The sequence below is a fragment of the Pseudomonas aestiva genome (assembly GCF_039908605.1).
Lineage (GTDB): Bacteria > Pseudomonadota > Gammaproteobacteria > Pseudomonadales > Pseudomonadaceae > Chryseomonas > Chryseomonas aestiva.
Genome location: NZ_CP150916.1, coordinates 2,491,052 through 2,506,110, shown reverse-complemented (window position 1 = coordinate 2,506,110; position 15,059 = coordinate 2,491,052). Strand labels below are relative to the sequence as shown.

The window sequence follows — 15,059 nt, the reverse complement described above, 5'->3', positions numbered from 1 at the left end:
CAGAACCCGGCCAAAGCGCCGGGTTTTTTGTAGGTTCCTCATGGACTTTCGCGGTTTCCTTGTCCTGCTTTTTGCTGCAACCGATGCGGTTGCACGAGGGCACGGCAGTAGCTCCGGCAACTTTCGCGGCCCGCTCGTGATCGCGGGTTTGTGTGTTGCTGCATGGTTAGGGTGGAAGGCCCTGATCTGGGGACTGGTGCTGCTGAACCGGCTTCTGATCCGCCTCAACATCATCAAGTAACCCGGCTCCCGCCGGGTTTTTTTATGCCCGCAGTTCGGAGAGGCAGATGCCAAACAACCTGCCCCCACTGCCTGGTCCAGGTGCTGGGCTCAGCGACTGGATCGCCTGGGCCCTGCTCGTGGTGATCTTCGCCGGCGGCTACCTCTTCCTCCAGTGGCGCGAGAAGCGGGGCCCGGCGAGCGAGCGGCTGAACACAGCCCTGGCAGAGGAGCGGGCCTCCCACAAGGAAACCAAGGGCGAGCTGGCCGAGACCCAGCGCCTGCTGGAAGAGTCCCGGCAAAACAACAATGCCCTGGTGCGCGAGTTCGCGGAGAACAAAGCGCAGATCGCCCGCATGGAAGTGCAGATGCAATACCTCACGGAAGAGATCGCCGAGCTGAAGGCCGAGCTTCTCAAGAGGAACACCGCATGACCGATCAAGAGATGTCCCGCCAGAAGGGCAAGTCCCGCCGGTGGCTCGACAACCACGGCAGCTGGTTCCTACTGCTGGCCGTGGCCATCGCGAGCTGGATGGCGGGCAGTCAGCACAACGCCGTTACGACCGCCGACACCGTGAAGATTCTCGCCGAGTCGCACGAGCGCCAAGACGCCACCCGCGTCGCCAGGATCCGCGAGCTGCTGGACATCAACCAGAAGCTGCTGCTGCAGGTCGGCCCCAGGGTCGAGAGCGCAGCGTCCAAGGCAGAGCAGGCCGCCAACAAGGCGACCGAGGCAGTGATCAAGGCTGAGGCGCAAGCCGCCAAGCCATAACCCCAGTGGCCCGAGCTGTGCATTCCGGCGCCCACAACCCCCGGAGTGCAAGCACCATGACCGACGCCGTAGGCGCTGCCAGCGCGAAGCTCGCGCAAGCCATCGCTGATGTTCAGACCGCAGGCAAGGGCCTGATAGAGGCAGCGCTCGCCGCGGCCCAGCCCGTGACCCCTGACCCGGTACCGGAGCCGACGCCTGATCCGGCACCAGTGCCACCGGCCGCCAGCCTGCCGCTGACCACCGAGGTCATCAACGCCTACGACAAGTCGCTGATGCTGCCCATGAGCGAGCTCATCGTCGCCGGCCAGGTCGTGGTGCAGCTCGCTACCGGCCAGGCGGTGAACGTGCTGGAGGTCGTCGAGGTTCAGACACTGGCAGGCCGCGATCCGACGCTGCTGCTGTCCATCGACCAGAACATCGCCAACCCGGGCAAGGTGGTAGGCAAGCCCGCCACCGTTCGAGCCCGTTACGGCAAGCCAGCGCCGACCCCAGCGCCGCAGCCGGTACCGGAGACTCCCGTCGTGGTGACGCCGGAAGATCCGAAGCCGGACCCGGTCGCTGGTCCTGCGGTACTGCGCAACGTCCCGTTCCTCGGCATCAACCTTGCCGCGCACTCGAATGCCAACCAGGTGCTGCCAGGCGAGGCGGGGACCCACTTCAAATGGCCGAGCCGTGCAGACGTCCGCCTCTACGTGCGGGACCTGGGCGTCCGGCTGATCCGTTTCCCCTATGCACTCCAGCGCGCCACGCTGATCGACTCGACCGGCCTGCCGGTGAAGGGTGGCCAGCTCGACCCAACCTTCGTCGCCAAGATGAGGACTGTGCTGGGCTGGATTCGCGAGGACTCGAACGGCGAGGCGCTGGTCATCTTCGACCCGCACCACTACTGGCGCATTTACCGCAACCAGACCGCGCTGGTGGATGGCGTGCGCAAGCAGACCGGTGCGCTGCTGCCGGCCGGTGAAGCAGCCGGGCAGGGCGGTCGCTGGAAGCGCCAGGAGCTGGTGCTGATCGACGACGTCAACGGCTGGGGCGCCGCGGACCTGGGCGATCACATCGCCTCGATGGTCACGACCTTCGATGAGCCGATGATCCTGGGCTATGGCCTGGGCAATGAGCCCTACGCCTCGGGCGGCGCCCTGGACAGTCTCACGGTCACCGCGATGGAGGCCAAGGTGGTAGCCGACGCGAACGTGATGCTGCCGATCATCCGGCGGGTCACCAACAAGCCGGTGTTCATCTGCGGCAACCAGTGGGCCTCGGCCCGCAACTGGGCCACCGTCAGCGGCACCTTCGCTGCTGGCATCAAGGACCCGGCGAACAACTGGATTCCCGAGGTGCACGGCTACGGCGACCTCAGCGGCGACTCCAGCGGCAAGTACAACAGCGGCAACCTGAACGCCATCCCGGCGGAGCAGGTGGCCAACGTCTTCCGCCCGGCCTACAGCTACTTCGCTGCGAAGGGCCTGCGCGGCTTCGTCGGTGAGACCGGCATCCCTCCGACCGATTCGGCGCGTGCTGCGTTGGTCCGCGCTCTGGATGAGGCCAAGGCCAATGGCGTCCCGGTCACCCTGTGGATCGCCGGCGGTGATGGCGCCATGGGCGGCGAGAAGATGAACCTGGACGACGCAGGCCATGCCGCCACCCGCGACCTGATCAAGGCCCGCGCCGGTGAACGCATGGCCGAGTGGAAGTCGCCCAGGTCGTAACGCACCACCAGGAGCCCCCATGGATCGTCCGCAACCACCCACCGCGCACTGGCCGGAGCTTGTTCCGGCGCCCGAGCTTCGCGACTGGGCCATGGACACCTTCGTCCGCGAGGGTGGGAGGCTGCGCAACGAGGACCACATCCACCTGCTCGACGCGGACATCGGTTTCCTCTGGGCCAGGACAGGCTTCGTCAAGGCGAGCCGCCTGGTGCTGGGCCAGGCCGAGCAGGTCGCGTTCCGTGCCGGTGGCTGGCAGAAGGCGAGGGCAGAGCAGCAGCTGGTGGAGTGGTTTGGGGGCATCCCGGCCTTCCTCATCACCCTGGCCGCCGACTACTGCGCAGAATGCAGCGACGCCGTGTTCTGCGCCCTGGTCGAGCACGAGCTCTACCACATCGCCCAGGAGCTGGATGGCTTCGGTGCTCCAGCGTTCACCCGGGACGGTATGCCCAAGCTCAAGCTGCGCGGCCACGACGTCGAGGAGTTCGTCGGCGTGGTGCGTCGCTATGGCGCCAGCCCGGACGTACAGCGCCTGGTGGAAGCCGCGAACAGCCGCCCCGAGGTGGAGAAAATCAACATTGCGAGGGCCTGCGGAACCTGTCTGCTCAAGTCGGCTTGACCTCTGACAGACCCTTGACGGAAGTAGAACCATGGCCACCCTGAGCAACGATGTGAAAGCCTTCATCGTTCAGGCCCTGGCCTGTTTCGACACGCCCTCCCAGGTGGCAGCAGCCGTCAAAGAGGAATTCGGGATCGAGGTCAGCCGCCAGCAGTGCGAAAGCCACGACCCCACGAAGTACGCCGGGCGGGACCTGGCCAAGCGCTGGAGAGTCCTGTTCGAGGACACCCGGAAGCGGTTCCGCGAGGAGACCGCCGACATCCCGATCGCCAACCGGGCGCACCGCCTCCGCACCCTGGGCCGCATGGCCGAGAAGGCCGAGAACATGCGCAATCTGGCGCTGACTGCCCAGCTGCTGGAGCAGGCCGCCAAGGAAGTGGGCGATGTCTACGTCAATCGGCCAGCCCGGGAGCCACAAGGCGGATCCGCTGACCTGGCCGACGTGCTCAGCGACCTGATCGGGAAGCTACCGGGATGAACACTGGCAACCTGCTGCTGGATCGTCAGCTCGCCCGCTGGTACCCGCTGAAAGACCACCCGGTGCAGCTGGCGCTGATCGCTGCGGTACCGGACGGCATTCGCTTCCCCCTGGTGCCTGCTGGTCGCCGGAGCGGTAAGACGGAACGGTTCAAGCGCTTCCTGGTGAAGCAGGCCAGCGCGGTGGCCGGGCAATACTTCGCCGCGGCGCCGACGCACACCCAGGCCAAGAAAATCTTCTGGGACGACCTCAAAGCTTTCACGCTGTCCTGCGCCCACAAGCGCAAGCCCTCGGAGTCGGACCTGATCATCTACCTGCCCAATGGCAGCGAGATCCACGTCATCGGTTTGGACAAGCCGCAGCGGATTGAGGGTATCCCCTGGACGGGCGGCGGCATCGATGAGTTCGCCGACATCAAGCCGGACGCCTGGGAGGCCAACATCCTCCCGGCACTGAACACGGTGAACCCGACCCGGCCCGACTATCGCGCCTGGTGCTGGCTGCTCGGCGTGCCCGATGGCCTGAACCACTACTTCGATCTCTGCTCCCAGGCCGAGTCCGGGCAGGACCCGAACTTCCGAGTGTTCCACTGGAAGTCGGCCGAGATCCTGCCGCCTGATGTGATGGACGCGATGAAGCGCGCCATGTCGGCCAAGCAGTTCAAGCAGGAGTTCGAGGCCAGTTTCGAGACCGCATCCGGGCGGATCTATGAGGACTACGGCAAGCACAACCTGACCGCCGAGACTATCCAGCCGCATGAGCAGCTGATGTGGATGCACGACCAGAACTTCACGCCGCTTTCCTCGGCAATCGGTGTGCGCCGCAACGGCGACGACTTCTACCTGCTGGACGAGATCGTGCTCACCAGCGCCATCTCGCGCCAGGCGGCGGTCGAGTTCGTCGAGCGCTACAAGGGCCACGCAAACAAGCATGTCCTGATCTACGGCGACCCTGCGGGCAAGGCAGGCGAGAAGCATGGCCACGCCTCCGATTACACCGACATCGAGGGCGTGCTCAAGGAGCACGGCTGGCGCTACACCCGCAAGGTGAAGCCGGCCCACCCGGCCATCAAAGACCGCCAGAACGCGGTGCGGGCCAAGATCCTGACCGCTGCCGGCGGCGTCAGCCTGTTCGTCAACGCTGAGACGGCGCCCTGGTGCCACAAGGGCCTCAGCACCGTCCAGCTGCAGGGCGGTTCGACGTTCCAGGAAGATCAGAAAAACCAGTACCAGCACATCACCACGGCAATCGGCTACTGCGTCGATTACGAATGGCCCGCCAAGGGTCGCTTCTCTTACTTGGGCGTTTCCTGATGGGTGTCAAACAGTTCCTCTCCGACAAGCTGGTCAATCTCGTGGCCAACCTGGGCACCGAGCGGGACAAGGCGTCCCATTCGGGCTACCTGGTGTCGACCCTCACGGACCAGCAGCTACTGGCGGCCTACCGCAGCAGTTGGCTGCCGCGAAAGATCATCGACATTCCCGCGCTCGACGCCTGCCGGCGCTGGCGTGGGTGGCAGGCGTCCAAGGAACAGATCCAGGCCATCGAGGCCGAGGAGAAGCGCCTGGCTCTGGTCAAGCGGGTCCACACCGCCATGATCCGTGGCCGCCTGTTCGGTGGCGCCGCGGTGTTCATCGGTACCGGTGAAACGAACACTGCTCTGGAGCTGCGGCCAGATAGCATCGGCCAGGGCGGCGTGAAGTACCTGACGGTCATGAGCCGGCGTCACCTGAGCCCGACCGAGATCGAGCGCGACGTCCAGTCGCCGCGCTATGGGATGCCCAAGGCCTACCGGCTGGCTGGGTCCAGTGTCGACATCCACCCTTCGCGGCTGGTCATCTTCCACGGCGCCGAGCATGCCGACCCTGAGCTGGTCGAGGGTGCTGGCCACGGCTGGAGCGACTCGGTCCTGACATCAGTCATGGAAGCGATCAAGCAGAGCGACGGCACGCTGGCCAACGTTGCCAGCCTGGTGTTCGAGGCAAAGGTCGACGTCATCAAGATCCCGGATCTCATGCACAGCCTGGAGGATCCTCGCTTCGAGAAGCTGCTGCTGGAGCGCCTGCGGTTGGCCGCCATGGCCAAAAGCATCAATGGCGCGCTGATGCTGGATGCCGGGGAGGACTACCAGACCAAGACAGCCAACTTCAGCACGCTGCCGGACATCATCGACCGCTTCCTGCAGAACGTGACCGGTGCAGCGGACATCCCGGCAACCCGGTTCCTCGGCCAATCCCCAGCTGGGCTCAACGCCAGCGGGGAGTCGGACCTGCGCAACTACTACGACCGGATCCAGTCCGGCCAAGAACTGGAAATGCGGCCCGCCATGTCGGTGCTGGACGAGTGCCTGATTCGCTCAGCGCTGGGCAGCCGGCCCCCTGAGATCCACTACATCTGGAACAGCCTGTGGCAGCCCACGGCGACGGAGCGCGCCACCATCGGCAAGACCGTGGCAGACACCATCAAGGTGATCAAGGACACCGGCCTGTTCCCCGAGGCCGCGCTCTCCCGTGCTGCCGAGACGGCATTGGTTGAGTTCAGCGTCCTGCCCGGCCTGGAGGCAGCCATGGAGGAGTACGGCGAATCGCTGCCAGACGAGGAGGGCGGCAACGCTGATCCAGAGGGCGACGACCAGGGCAATCCGGAGCCCGAACCTACCACCTGAGGCACCCATGAAAATCACTGATTCCGTCTTACTCGGCGATACCCGGCTGAGCGATTCCGGCTACCTGGAAGCTTTTGCCCGCACCGCGCGCACCGGCATCCAGCAGTACCTAGGCAGCGAGGTCGGCCGCCCTGACCTGCAGGTGGTGAACGTCTACCGCGACGAGGCCGAGGTTTTCTCTAAGGCCGCGCTGCAGACGTTCTCCAAGATCCCCGTCACTGACGACCACCCGGGCCAGCCGGTGACCGCCGAGAACTGGCGCGACGTGGCTGTGGGTACCACCGGCGACGAGGTCCTGCGCGACGGCGAATACCTGAAGATCGGCCTGAAGATCACCGATGCCCGCGCGGTGAAAGCCGTGCAGGCCGGCAAGCGCGAGCTGAGCGTCGGCTACAGCTGCGAGCTGGTGTGGGAGGACGGCGTAGCCCCTGATGGCACGCCGTTCCAGGCCAGACAAACCCAGATCACGGCTGACCACGTTGCCATCGTGCAACGTGGCCGCGCCGGGAGCAGAGCGCGCATTGGCGACGCGTGGGGCGCAGCCCCAATCACCAAAGACCACAAACCCCAAGAGGAACCCCCCATGACCCTGAAGACGGTTACCGTCGACGGCATCCCGGTTGAAGTAACCGACCAGGGCGCCGTAGTCATCACCACGCTGCAACAGCGCCTGGCCGACTCCGGCAAAGCACTGACCGATGCGCAAGCGGCCCATGTGACCGCTATCGCCGCGAAGGACGACGCCTTGGCCCGCAAGGATGCTGAGATCGACGACCTGAAGGGCAAGCAGCTGACCGACGCCCAGATCGATGCCCGCGTCGTGGCTCGTGCTGACCTGCTCACCACCGCCAAGTCCATCGCCGATGCCGACTACACCGGCAAGAGCGATTCCGAGATCCGCAAGGCGGTCGTGATCGCCAAGCTGGGTGATGCGGCGATCGCCGGCAAGCCTGAGGCCTACATCGAAGCCCGCTTCGACATCCTGAAGGATGAGGCCCGCAAGGATCCCGTCCGCCAGCACATGCTGAACCAGGACGGCCAGTTCCAGAACCCCCACGACAACGGCCAGGCAGCCTACGAGACCCGCCTGACTGATGGCTGGAAAGGAGGTGCCAAGTAATGCCGACCATCCAATCTGCATACAGCGAAAACATCCGCGCCAGCGTGCCGGGCCATATCCCGGACATGACCCACGCCGATCTCGTCTCCCGCACCGTCCAGGACGCTGCAGGCCTGGCGTTTGGCGTGCCGGTGTTCCAAGGCGCCACGGACAAGTCGGTCCGCGCCATCATCAACGGCGACACCGCGGCGAAGTTCGTCGGCGTCAGCGTCTTGGATCGCTCGGCCAGCGGCCCCAACGGGTTCGTCCAGTACGAATCCGCGCGGATCCTGCTCACTGGCCCCGTCTGCGTCACTGCCGCCGTTGCGGTGGTAGCGGGTGACCCGGTCACCATCACCGCCGCCGGCGCCTTCAGCAACACCGGTGGCATCACTGTTCCGAACGCACGCTGGGACACCAGCGCCGCGGCCGGCGCCGTCGCCAACATCTTCATCAAGTAAGGAGCGAACATGCGCGCCCCCTTCAAGCTTATGGACGCCCAGGCCGCTCTGGGCTTCGTGATCTCCCAGACCTCGTACATCGAGCGCCAGGTCAACGAGATCGTCTATCCCGACATCCAGTATCCCGGCCTGGTGCCCGTGGACACCTCCGCCGATCCCTGGGCCAAGACCGTCACCTACTACTCCTCGGACAAGTACGGTAAGGCAGGCTGGATCAACGGCAACGCCGACGACATCCCGCGTGCAGGCACCGAGCTGGGTAAGTTCGAGACCCAAATCCATACCGCAGGTATCGGCTACGGCTACGGCCTGGAAGAGATCAGCCAGGCCGCCATGGTCGGCTACAACCTCGACGCCGAGGATGCCAAGGCAGCTCGCCGGGCTTTCGAGGAGATGGTCGATCGTGTCGCGCTCTACGGCGATGCCGAAAAAGGCTTCTACGGGATCACCAACGCACCGGCTGTTCTGGCTGGCTCCGCCACCAACGGCAACTGGCTGACCACCACCTCGGACAAGATCCTGCAGGACGTTAACAACGCCCTGACCGGTCAGGCCCAGGGGACCCTGTTCACCACCATCGCCGATACCCTGCTGATGCCCTACGACCGCTGGAGTGCGATCAGCACTCGCATGGTCACGGAGCTGTCGACTCAAACCGTGCTCGGCTGGCTGCTGCAGAACAACATCTACACCGCCACCACCGGTCGTCCACTGACCGTCCGCGCTCTGCGTGGCCTGGATAAGGGTGGCGCCGGTGGCACTGCCCGGATGGTTGCCTATCGCCGCGACCCCTCGGTGGTGAAGCTGCACATGCCGATGCCACACCGCTTCCTGCCGGTGTTCCAGGCCGGTCCGCTGCGCTTCGAGGTGCCCGGCATCTTCCGCCTGGGCGGCGTCGACGTTCGCCAACCCCTCCAAATGCGTTACATCGACGGGATCTAAGGAGATCACCATGCCTGTAATCACCAACACCAGCACCACCCCCATCGGCCTGCCGGATGGCGGCGTCATCGGTCCCAAGCAGCAGCTGGACGTGGACAACTGGGACGACATCAAGGAACGGGTGAACCTGGCCCACTACGTCCGCGTCGGCGTGCTGACTGTCGAAGGCGGCCAGGTCGACGGCGATGGCTCCTCGGTGGAAGACATCGAGAAGCAGGACCTGCTGGCCAAGCTGAAGGCCTTCGGCGTCACCGCCGGCGCCAATAGCAAGGTCGAGACCCTGCGCCAGAAGCTGGCCGATGCCCAGGAAGCCCAGGAGCGCGAGGCTGTCGTCGCCGCGCTGCAGGCCAAGAACGTCGAGTTCGACGCCAAGGCCAAGCTGGACGACCTGAAGAAGCTGCTCGCCGACCAGCCGCAGTAACACCCCGGGCGGTTCGCCGCCCACCTATTTGAGATCGACGCCATGGCAGACTTTTACGGCTCCCTGCTGGGCGCCGACGCCTATCACGCCGCCCGCGCCAACACCGGCTGGGCGGGTGACAACGACCACAAGCTGGCCGCGCTGCTGCGGGCGTCCGTCTACATCGATGGCCGGTACCGGAAGCGCTACCCATCCGGCCGCTGGGCCTCCCTGTTCCCTGGCGAGAAAGCCCAGGGCAGGGCCCAGGTCCGCGAATGGCCGAGGACCGACGCCCAGGACTATACCGGGGCCACCATCAGCGCCACCGAGGTCCCGGCCGAGGTCGAACAGGCCACCTACGAGGCCGCGCTGCGCGAGTTGGCCACCCCGGGCAGTTTGAGCCCCGACTTCGTGGCCACCAGCCTGGTCAAGAGCGAGAAGCTCGGGCCGCTGGAGACCACGTTCGCGGTACCGGACGCCAGCGCGCCAGGTGCGGCGCCGACCCGGCCAGTCATCACCCTAATCGACGAGATCATCGCCCCGGTGCTGGTCGCCCGCTACGAGCTGCCCGCCATGGTGGTGGTGTGAACGAGGCCGAGATCCTGGCCGCGATGGATGGCATGACGCCAGCCCTGCAGCGCGCCTACCTGGACCAGATCCGAGCCACGGTGGACGCAGCGACCATCGTCGAGGTCGAGCGCCTGATCGCGCAGCAGGACGACCAGGGCCTGGTTGCCACCCTGGCGCTGGGCGCCTTCGCCGCGCTGCTGGAAGTGATCCGGACGACCTACATCAAGGGCGGCACCCTGGTGGTGATCAAGATGCCAGGCGGGCGCCGGGTCCAGTTCGACCAGCATGCGCCGGCCGCGCAGCAGTGGCTCACCCAGAACGCCACCGACCTGACCGCCACGATTGCCCAGGAGCAGGCCGAGGCCATCCGGGTGATCACCGCAGCAGGCCGCGCCGCCGGTCGCACGCCGCGCCAGATCGCCCTGGACGTAGTGGGGCGCCTGAATCCCAGAACCGGCCTACGGGCTGGCGGTGTGCTCGGCCTGTCGGCACCCGAAGCCCAGGCCATCGTCAGCACCCGCGACCAGCTCAGCAGCGGCGTCGCCGAACGCATGCGCCAGTACCTGGCCAAGGCCGACCGCGACCAGCGCCTGGACGGCATCGTCCACCGCGCCATCCAGCTGCAGAAGCCAGTGGCCACCGCGGATGTCCAGAAGATCGCCACGGCCTACGCCGACCGCAAGGTCAAGGCCCACGCGCTGCTCGTGGCCAAGGCCCAGGCCCACGAAGCCCTGAACGCCGGCTTCAACCGCCTGCACGCGCAAGTGCTGGAAGGCCCGGTTCGCCCGGTGAGCGTGGAGAAGATCTGGCGCAACAAGGGCGACCTGCGCGTCCGCCATGCCCACGTCACCCTGGGCGGCGTGCGGGTGGGATTCAACCAGCCGTTCCAGTCGCCCACCGGCGCGCGGCTGAACTATCCCGGCGACAAGACGCTGGGCGCTTCCTGGGCCGACCTGGCGAACTGCCGGTGCACGGTCTCCTATCGAGTCATCTGGAGGTAGCGATGCGCGTATCAGTAGATCAGCATGACCCTGGCTACAGCCCTGGCCTGATCGGCCGCGGGGTGAAGGTGTTCCTCGACGGTGTCGAGCAGCGCCAGGTGGTAACCGCCGATGATGAGCTGGGCCTGATCGTGATGTACGACCTGGACGAGCAGGGCAATGTCAAGGTCGAGGGCGACGAGGTCGTCTGGGTCACCGTTCATGGTGCCGTGAAGATCGAGCTGCCCTATGCCTGACATCCACGACCGCGGCCGGGCCATGGCCATCCGCATGCTGGCGCCGCGCCCGAAAGGGAAGGGCATGGCGCTGGTGCTCACCCAGGCCACGCACGGCGCCTACGACCCCGTCGCCGGCGGCTCGGTCACCGGCTCCAATGCCTACGACGGCTCGGGCCTCCGCTACAGCTACACCCAGGACGAGATCGACGGCACGGCGATCCAGCGAGGCGACGTGAAGCTGCTGGTGTCGCCCGTGCAGCTCGCCGGCGCCGATCTGCCGAAGCCTGCCACCGGCGACACCGTCCGCTTCGACGGCGTGCTCTACCGCGTGATCAACGTGGAGGCCTGGAACTTCGCTGGAGTCGACTGCGGCTATGAGGTCCAGGGGAGGGCATAGGCCATGGCCAGGCAGCACCACATGACGGCGCGCTATGGCGATAAGTCCGGAGATTTCGAGGCCGAGCTGGAGGATTTCCGTGAGCTCGCGATGGCCGCCATCGAGCAAACCATCCAGGACATCGTCATCCAGATCGGCGAATCGCTGATCAACCTCAGCCCGGTAGACACCGGCCGGTTCAAGGCGAACTGGCAATTCACCATCGGCGCCCCCGCGAACAGCAGCCTGATCGCCACGGACAAGGAGGGCGACGAGACGATAGCCAAGCTGATCGCTGCGGTGAACGCGCTGGAGCCCGGCCAGGTGGCCTACATCGTCAATACCCTGATCTACGCGATCCCACTCGAATATGGACACAGCCAGATGGCACCGAACGGCATGGTCCGGCTCACCATCGCCGAGTTCGACCGGATCGTCGCGGAAGCCGTAGCGAGGAACACCTTATGAGTCATGCACTGGCGCGCCAGGCCATCGAGACCAAGCTGGCGGCCTGGGCCACGGCGAAGGGCATCGGGGTGGCCTATGGCGTCGAGCCATTCAAGCCGCAGGCGGACCAGCCGTACCTGCGCGCCTTCCTGCTGCCGTCCAGCACCACCTGCCGCTACCTGGGCACCGATGCCCTGGAGTACCGCGGCCTTTACCAGATCAGCGTGGTGACGCCGAAGGGGCAGCCGCAGAGCGTCCCCGAGGGTCTGATCGCCGAACTGAATGCGCTGCTGCCGCTGGACTCATTCCTGGACCAGGGCGCATTTGCGGGTCAGGTGGTCGAGCCGCTCGCCCAGGGCCTGGCGATCCCCGAGGACGCCGTCTACACCATCCCCGCCACCCTGACCTACCAGGGCAGCGCCCCGACGTAGGTGCACCATGCCGAACATCATTCCGCTGCCCAACGGCACGACGGTTTTCGTTTCCACCAGCATCAGTCCCGAGACCATGCTGGTGCCGGAGCCATCGGATAGCAGCTGGGTCGAGGTGAAGAAGGTCACCGGCTCGGGCCTGAACCCGTCTGGCGGCGAGGAGAAATGGTCGTCCTACCAGCCGCTCGCCGGCTACGAGGACGTCCGATTTCCCACCGGCCGCAGCCTGCATGACATCGCCCTGCAGGTCCAAGACGACCCCGAGTCGACGCACGCAACGCTCATCACGAGCGCCAGGGACATCCAGCGCCTGCTGGCCTGGCAGATCCGACTGCCCTCCGGGGCCCTGATCACGTTCCCGGCCTACGCCACCGGTGGCTACTTTCCCACCCTGAACCGCAACGAGCTGCTGGTGGTGACCTTCACCCTCGGCCTCACCGCCATGCCGAAGCGCCGCCGTCCGGCCTGAGGCAATACCCCTCCGCCCGGAGGAACCCCGAGACAGCCCGCCTAGTGCGGGCTTTTTCATTTCCAGATAGAGGATCGCCTCAATGGCAACCCGCGTCCCGCTTCCTAACGGCTCCATCGTTCAAGTCGCCAACACCCTGTCGGCGGCCAAACCCATCACCGCGATCACCAACGCCGTCCCGGCCGTGGTGACCTCTGCCGCTCACGGCCTGAGCAATGGCGACTTGGTCCTGCTGACCTCAGGCTGGGGCAAGCTCGACAACCGCGTCGCGCGCGTCGCAGGCGTCACCACTGACTCGTTCCAGCTGGAGAAGGTCGACACCTCGAACCTGACCTTCTACACCCCGAACGGCGGTGTGGGCAGCTTCGTGAAGGTCATGAGCCGGACCGAGATCACCAAGATCACCGACTTCACCACCAGCGGCGGCGAGCAGCAGTTCCTGACGGTGACCTACCTGAGCGAGGACGACGACCGTCAGTTCCCGACCAGCCGCAGCCCCATGAGCTGCTCCATCACCGTGCAGGATGAGCCCGACGCGCCCTACGTGCCGGTGGTCGAGGGCTACGGCGAGGCCAAGCTGGGCACCGCGCTGCTGGTCATCCTGCCGAGCGGCAGCATGATCCTGATGCCTGGCTTCGTCAGCATGAGCCAGGTGCCGACCATGTCCCGCAGCCAGTTGATGACCCGCGTCATCAGCTTCTCCCTGTCCAGCCGTATCACCCGCTACAACGCCTAAGGGCGTTGTAGTACCCCTCGTTTCGGAGCGCAGTAATGGCCAAGATCAGCATCAAGCAGAAGCCCACCTTCACCCGTCCCGTTGATATCCCTCAGATCGGCGGGAAGCCGGTGAAGGTGAATTTCGAGTTCAAGTTCCTGAGCCGGAGCGAGGTGTCGGCTCTCATCCAGACCGAGATCGAGCAGGGCAAGAAATTCGCCGATCTGATGACCGCCAATGGCTCGACCATGATCGATGTCACCGAGCAGTCGAAGGACTTCCAGGTCGAGTACCTGCAGAAGATCGTGGTGGGCTGGGAATTTGAGGAGGAGTTCAACGAGGAGAACGTGCGCGCCCTCGTCAGCACCTACGTCGCCGTGCCGGACGCGATCATCGCGGCCTACAAGGCCTCCTACGAGGGCGCCCGCGAGGGAAACTGACCGAGGTCGCCCATCTGCTCTACGCGACGACCGCGAGCACCGAACAGCTGTCGGCGCTGGGCTTTCTCCCCGAGGACATCGAGGAGGAGGTGATCGAGATCTGGGCGGCCAACGAGCAGTCGTTCGCGGTGTTCGAGGGGATGATGACCCAGTGGCGCACCGGCATGGGCGGCGCCACTGGGCTCGATTACAGCGTCGTGCCCGTGGTCATGGACATGGCCGGCGTGAAGGGCAAGCGCCGGCGCCGCGAGGTGTTCCGGGACATCCGGGTCATGGAGAAGGAAGCCCTGCGGACGATGGCAGAGAACCGAGAGGACAAGCCCTAGCCAGCGGCTACCTTTTCGGTTCCAGCCAGCGGCTGTAGCGTCAGGCGAAAGCCCAGCGCATTGGCCAGCTTGCTGATGGTGTCCAGGGTGGGATTCCCTTCGCCTCGGGTCACCTTGTACAGCGTTTCCCGAGTGATGCCGGTCTCCCTGGCGAGCTGGGAGATGTTGCGGGCCCGGGCCACATCCCCCAGGACCTTCGCAAGGAAGGCGGCATCGTTCGGCGCCTCTTCCTGGGCGGCCTCGATGTACAGGCGGATGTCCTCCTCATCGCGAAGATGCTCGGCAACGTCCCAGGGGCGGGTCTCGAGTTTGGTGTCAGCCATAGCGAACCTCCTTCAGACCCTGTCAGCCATGGACAGGGCGGTTTCAATGTCTTTCTGCTGGGACTTCTTGTCGCCGCCGCACAGCAGGATATAGGTCACCCCGTTGCGCTCGACGTAGTACACGCGGTAGCCGGGGCCGTGATCGATTTTCAGTTCAGACACACCGTTGCTCAGGTTGCGATGCTGGCCGGGGTTGCCGTCGGCCAGGCGGCTGATGCGCACCGCGATGCGGGCGTAAGCCTGGCGGTCCTTCAGGCCGTTGAACCAGGTATCGAAAGCGGCGGTGGTCTGGATGTTTTTCATGTGTCCATTATATCTGACAACTCTATAAGGGCAAGCCCTTTCCACTCGCACACCCGCTCCGGCGGGTTTTTTATTGCCC

At 65.5% G+C, this 15,059-nt stretch carries 24 protein-coding genes; 22 read left to right on the top strand and 2 right to left on the bottom strand.

Annotated features, from left to right (window positions below):
• The first annotated feature begins 40 nt into the window (after positions 1 to 40).
• The 22 genes from AABM56_RS11650 to AABM56_RS11545 all read left to right on the top strand — a co-directional run bounded on the left by AABM56_RS11650 (position 41) and on the right by AABM56_RS11545 (position 14,354).
• A complete protein-coding gene (locus tag AABM56_RS11650; protein ID WP_347883244.1) occupies positions 41 to 241 on the top strand; it encodes a hypothetical protein in 201 nt (66 codons plus the stop codon).
• Between the two features lie 46 nt (positions 242 to 287).
• The gene (locus AABM56_RS11645; protein ID WP_347883243.1) at positions 288 to 653 is read left to right on the top strand and encodes a hypothetical protein; all 366 of its coding nucleotides are present in this window, start codon (positions 288 to 290) and stop codon (positions 651 to 653) included.
• Positions 650 to 991, top strand: coding sequence for a hypothetical protein (locus tag AABM56_RS11640; protein ID WP_347883242.1), 342 nt, complete (start codon positions 650 to 652; stop codon positions 989 to 991). Before AABM56_RS11645 ends, AABM56_RS11640 begins: the two co-directional genes overlap by 4 nt.
• Before the next feature lie 56 nt (positions 992 to 1,047).
• Positions 1,048 to 2,700: a cellulase family glycosylhydrolase gene (locus tag AABM56_RS11635; protein WP_347883241.1), complete on the top strand. Its 1,653-nt coding sequence runs from the start codon at positions 1,048 to 1,050 to the stop codon at positions 2,698 to 2,700.
• Positions 2,701 to 2,719: 19 nt separating this feature from the next.
• Entirely contained in the window at positions 2,720 to 3,316 is a 597-nt protein-coding gene (locus tag AABM56_RS11630; RefSeq protein ID WP_347883240.1) for a putative metallopeptidase, read from the top strand.
• A gap of 31 nt (positions 3,317 to 3,347) precedes the next feature.
• On the top strand, positions 3,348 to 3,794 hold the full coding sequence (locus AABM56_RS11625) for a DUF2280 domain-containing protein (RefSeq protein WP_347883239.1): 447 nt from the start codon (positions 3,348 to 3,350) through the stop codon (positions 3,792 to 3,794).
• A complete protein-coding gene (locus AABM56_RS11620) occupies positions 3,791 to 5,107 on the top strand; it encodes a terminase family protein (RefSeq protein WP_347883238.1) in 1,317 nt (438 codons plus the stop codon). The genes AABM56_RS11625 and AABM56_RS11620 overlap by 4 nt, the downstream gene beginning before the upstream one ends.
• Entirely contained in the window at positions 5,107 to 6,459 is a 1,353-nt protein-coding gene (locus AABM56_RS11615) for a phage portal protein (RefSeq protein WP_347883237.1), read from the top strand. The genes AABM56_RS11620 and AABM56_RS11615 overlap by 1 nt, the downstream gene beginning before the upstream one ends.
• Before the next feature lie 7 nt (positions 6,460 to 6,466).
• Entirely contained in the window at positions 6,467 to 7,579 is a 1,113-nt protein-coding gene (locus AABM56_RS11610; RefSeq protein ID WP_347883236.1) for a DUF2213 domain-containing protein, read from the top strand.
• Entirely contained in the window at positions 7,579 to 8,019 is a 441-nt protein-coding gene (locus tag AABM56_RS11605; RefSeq protein ID WP_347883235.1) for a hypothetical protein, read from the top strand. Before AABM56_RS11610 ends, AABM56_RS11605 begins: the two co-directional genes overlap by 1 nt.
• Before the next feature lie 9 nt (positions 8,020 to 8,028).
• Positions 8,029 to 8,961, top strand: a complete 933-nt coding sequence (locus tag AABM56_RS11600) for a major capsid family protein (protein WP_347883234.1) — start codon at positions 8,029 to 8,031, stop codon at positions 8,959 to 8,961.
• Positions 8,962 to 8,971: 10 nt separating this feature from the next.
• Positions 8,972 to 9,382 (top strand): hypothetical protein, encoded by a 411-nt coding sequence (locus tag AABM56_RS11595; protein ID WP_347883233.1) that lies wholly within the window; start codon positions 8,972 to 8,974, stop codon positions 9,380 to 9,382.
• 42 nt (positions 9,383 to 9,424) lie between these two features.
• Entirely contained in the window at positions 9,425 to 9,949 is a 525-nt protein-coding gene (locus AABM56_RS11590) for a DnaT-like ssDNA-binding protein (RefSeq protein ID WP_347883232.1), read from the top strand.
• Positions 9,946 to 10,932 (top strand): hypothetical protein, encoded by a 987-nt coding sequence (locus tag AABM56_RS11585; protein WP_347883231.1) that lies wholly within the window; start codon positions 9,946 to 9,948, stop codon positions 10,930 to 10,932. Before AABM56_RS11590 ends, AABM56_RS11585 begins: the two co-directional genes overlap by 4 nt.
• A gap of 2 nt (positions 10,933 to 10,934) precedes the next feature.
• Positions 10,935 to 11,168: a hypothetical protein gene (locus AABM56_RS11580; protein WP_347883230.1), complete on the top strand. Its 234-nt coding sequence runs from the start codon at positions 10,935 to 10,937 to the stop codon at positions 11,166 to 11,168.
• Positions 11,161 to 11,547, top strand: a complete 387-nt coding sequence (locus AABM56_RS11575) for a hypothetical protein (protein WP_347883229.1) — start codon at positions 11,161 to 11,163, stop codon at positions 11,545 to 11,547. The genes AABM56_RS11580 and AABM56_RS11575 overlap by 8 nt, the downstream gene beginning before the upstream one ends.
• A 3-nt stretch (positions 11,548 to 11,550) precedes the next feature.
• On the top strand, positions 11,551 to 11,994 hold the full coding sequence (locus AABM56_RS11570) for an HK97 gp10 family phage protein (protein WP_347883228.1): 444 nt from the start codon (positions 11,551 to 11,553) through the stop codon (positions 11,992 to 11,994).
• Positions 11,991 to 12,404 carry a phage tail terminator-like protein gene (locus AABM56_RS11565; RefSeq protein WP_273860939.1) on the top strand — a complete coding sequence of 138 codons (414 nt, stop codon included), beginning with the start codon at positions 11,991 to 11,993 and terminating at the stop codon, positions 12,402 to 12,404. Before AABM56_RS11570 ends, AABM56_RS11565 begins: the two co-directional genes overlap by 4 nt.
• Positions 12,405 to 12,411: 7 nt before the next feature.
• Positions 12,412 to 12,873 carry a phage tail tube protein gene (locus AABM56_RS11560; protein WP_347883227.1) on the top strand — a complete coding sequence of 154 codons (462 nt, stop codon included), beginning with the start codon at positions 12,412 to 12,414 and terminating at the stop codon, positions 12,871 to 12,873.
• Between the two features lie 82 nt (positions 12,874 to 12,955).
• Positions 12,956 to 13,609: a phage tail protein gene (locus AABM56_RS11555; protein WP_288492062.1), complete on the top strand. Its 654-nt coding sequence runs from the start codon at positions 12,956 to 12,958 to the stop codon at positions 13,607 to 13,609.
• A gap of 35 nt (positions 13,610 to 13,644) precedes the next feature.
• A complete protein-coding gene (locus tag AABM56_RS11550) occupies positions 13,645 to 14,028 on the top strand; it encodes a phage tail assembly chaperone (RefSeq protein ID WP_273860942.1) in 384 nt (127 codons plus the stop codon).
• Positions 14,025 to 14,354: a DUF1799 domain-containing protein gene (locus tag AABM56_RS11545; protein ID WP_347884122.1), complete on the top strand. Its 330-nt coding sequence runs from the start codon at positions 14,025 to 14,027 to the stop codon at positions 14,352 to 14,354. The genes AABM56_RS11550 and AABM56_RS11545 overlap by 4 nt, the downstream gene beginning before the upstream one ends.
• Here the strand turns inward: AABM56_RS11545 and AABM56_RS11540 are convergent.
• A complete protein-coding gene (locus AABM56_RS11540) occupies positions 14,351 to 14,677 on the bottom strand; it encodes an addiction module antidote protein (RefSeq protein WP_347883226.1) in 327 nt (108 codons plus the stop codon). The two genes, AABM56_RS11545 and AABM56_RS11540, sit on opposite strands and share 4 nt — an antisense overlap.
• Positions 14,678 to 14,689: 12 nt before the next feature.
• Positions 14,690 to 14,980 carry a type II toxin-antitoxin system RelE/ParE family toxin gene (locus tag AABM56_RS11535; RefSeq protein ID WP_273860944.1) on the bottom strand — a complete coding sequence of 97 codons (291 nt, stop codon included), beginning with the start codon at positions 14,978 to 14,980 and terminating at the stop codon, positions 14,690 to 14,692.
• Positions 14,981 to 15,059: the final 79 nt, after the last annotated feature.

What these genes read in the sequence shown, in the direction of transcription:
- AABM56_RS11645 (WP_347883243.1), top strand. Translation starts at nt 288, where the DNA reads ATGCCAAACAACCTGCCCCCACTGCCTGGTCCAGGTGCTGGGCTCAGC.
- AABM56_RS11535 (WP_273860944.1), bottom strand. Translation starts at nt 14,980, where the DNA reads ATGAAAAACATCCAGACCACCGCCGCTTTCGATACCTGGTTCAACGGC.
- AABM56_RS11590 (WP_347883232.1), top strand. Translation starts at nt 9,425, where the DNA reads ATGGCAGACTTTTACGGCTCCCTGCTGGGCGCCGACGCCTATCACGCC.
- AABM56_RS11560 (WP_347883227.1), top strand. Translation starts at nt 12,412, where the DNA reads ATGCCGAACATCATTCCGCTGCCCAACGGCACGACGGTTTTCGTTTCC.
- AABM56_RS11595 (WP_347883233.1), top strand. Translation starts at nt 8,972, where the DNA reads ATGCCTGTAATCACCAACACCAGCACCACCCCCATCGGCCTGCCGGAT.
- AABM56_RS11575 (WP_347883229.1), top strand. Translation starts at nt 11,161, where the DNA reads ATGCCTGACATCCACGACCGCGGCCGGGCCATGGCCATCCGCATGCTG.
- AABM56_RS11625 (WP_347883239.1), top strand. Translation starts at nt 3,348, where the DNA reads ATGGCCACCCTGAGCAACGATGTGAAAGCCTTCATCGTTCAGGCCCTG.
- AABM56_RS11630 (WP_347883240.1), top strand. Translation starts at nt 2,720, where the DNA reads ATGGATCGTCCGCAACCACCCACCGCGCACTGGCCGGAGCTTGTTCCG.
- AABM56_RS11615 (WP_347883237.1), top strand. Translation starts at nt 5,107, where the DNA reads ATGGGTGTCAAACAGTTCCTCTCCGACAAGCTGGTCAATCTCGTGGCC.
- AABM56_RS11640 (WP_347883242.1), top strand. Translation starts at nt 650, where the DNA reads ATGACCGATCAAGAGATGTCCCGCCAGAAGGGCAAGTCCCGCCGGTGG.
- AABM56_RS11540 (WP_347883226.1), bottom strand. Translation starts at nt 14,677, where the DNA reads ATGGCTGACACCAAACTCGAGACCCGCCCCTGGGACGTTGCCGAGCAT.
- AABM56_RS11550 (WP_273860942.1), top strand. Translation starts at nt 13,645, where the DNA reads ATGGCCAAGATCAGCATCAAGCAGAAGCCCACCTTCACCCGTCCCGTT.
- AABM56_RS11580 (WP_347883230.1), top strand. Translation starts at nt 10,935, where the DNA reads ATGCGCGTATCAGTAGATCAGCATGACCCTGGCTACAGCCCTGGCCTG.
- AABM56_RS11605 (WP_347883235.1), top strand. Translation starts at nt 7,579, where the DNA reads ATGCCGACCATCCAATCTGCATACAGCGAAAACATCCGCGCCAGCGTG.
- AABM56_RS11620 (WP_347883238.1), top strand. Translation starts at nt 3,791, where the DNA reads ATGAACACTGGCAACCTGCTGCTGGATCGTCAGCTCGCCCGCTGGTAC.
- AABM56_RS11565 (WP_273860939.1), top strand. Translation starts at nt 11,991, where the DNA reads ATGAGTCATGCACTGGCGCGCCAGGCCATCGAGACCAAGCTGGCGGCC.
- AABM56_RS11635 (WP_347883241.1), top strand. Translation starts at nt 1,048, where the DNA reads ATGACCGACGCCGTAGGCGCTGCCAGCGCGAAGCTCGCGCAAGCCATC.
- AABM56_RS11555 (WP_288492062.1), top strand. Translation starts at nt 12,956, where the DNA reads ATGGCAACCCGCGTCCCGCTTCCTAACGGCTCCATCGTTCAAGTCGCC.
- AABM56_RS11650 (WP_347883244.1), top strand. Translation starts at nt 41, where the DNA reads ATGGACTTTCGCGGTTTCCTTGTCCTGCTTTTTGCTGCAACCGATGCG.
- AABM56_RS11600 (WP_347883234.1), top strand. Translation starts at nt 8,029, where the DNA reads ATGCGCGCCCCCTTCAAGCTTATGGACGCCCAGGCCGCTCTGGGCTTC.
- AABM56_RS11610 (WP_347883236.1), top strand. Translation starts at nt 6,467, where the DNA reads ATGAAAATCACTGATTCCGTCTTACTCGGCGATACCCGGCTGAGCGAT.
- AABM56_RS11570 (WP_347883228.1), top strand. Translation starts at nt 11,551, where the DNA reads ATGGCCAGGCAGCACCACATGACGGCGCGCTATGGCGATAAGTCCGGA.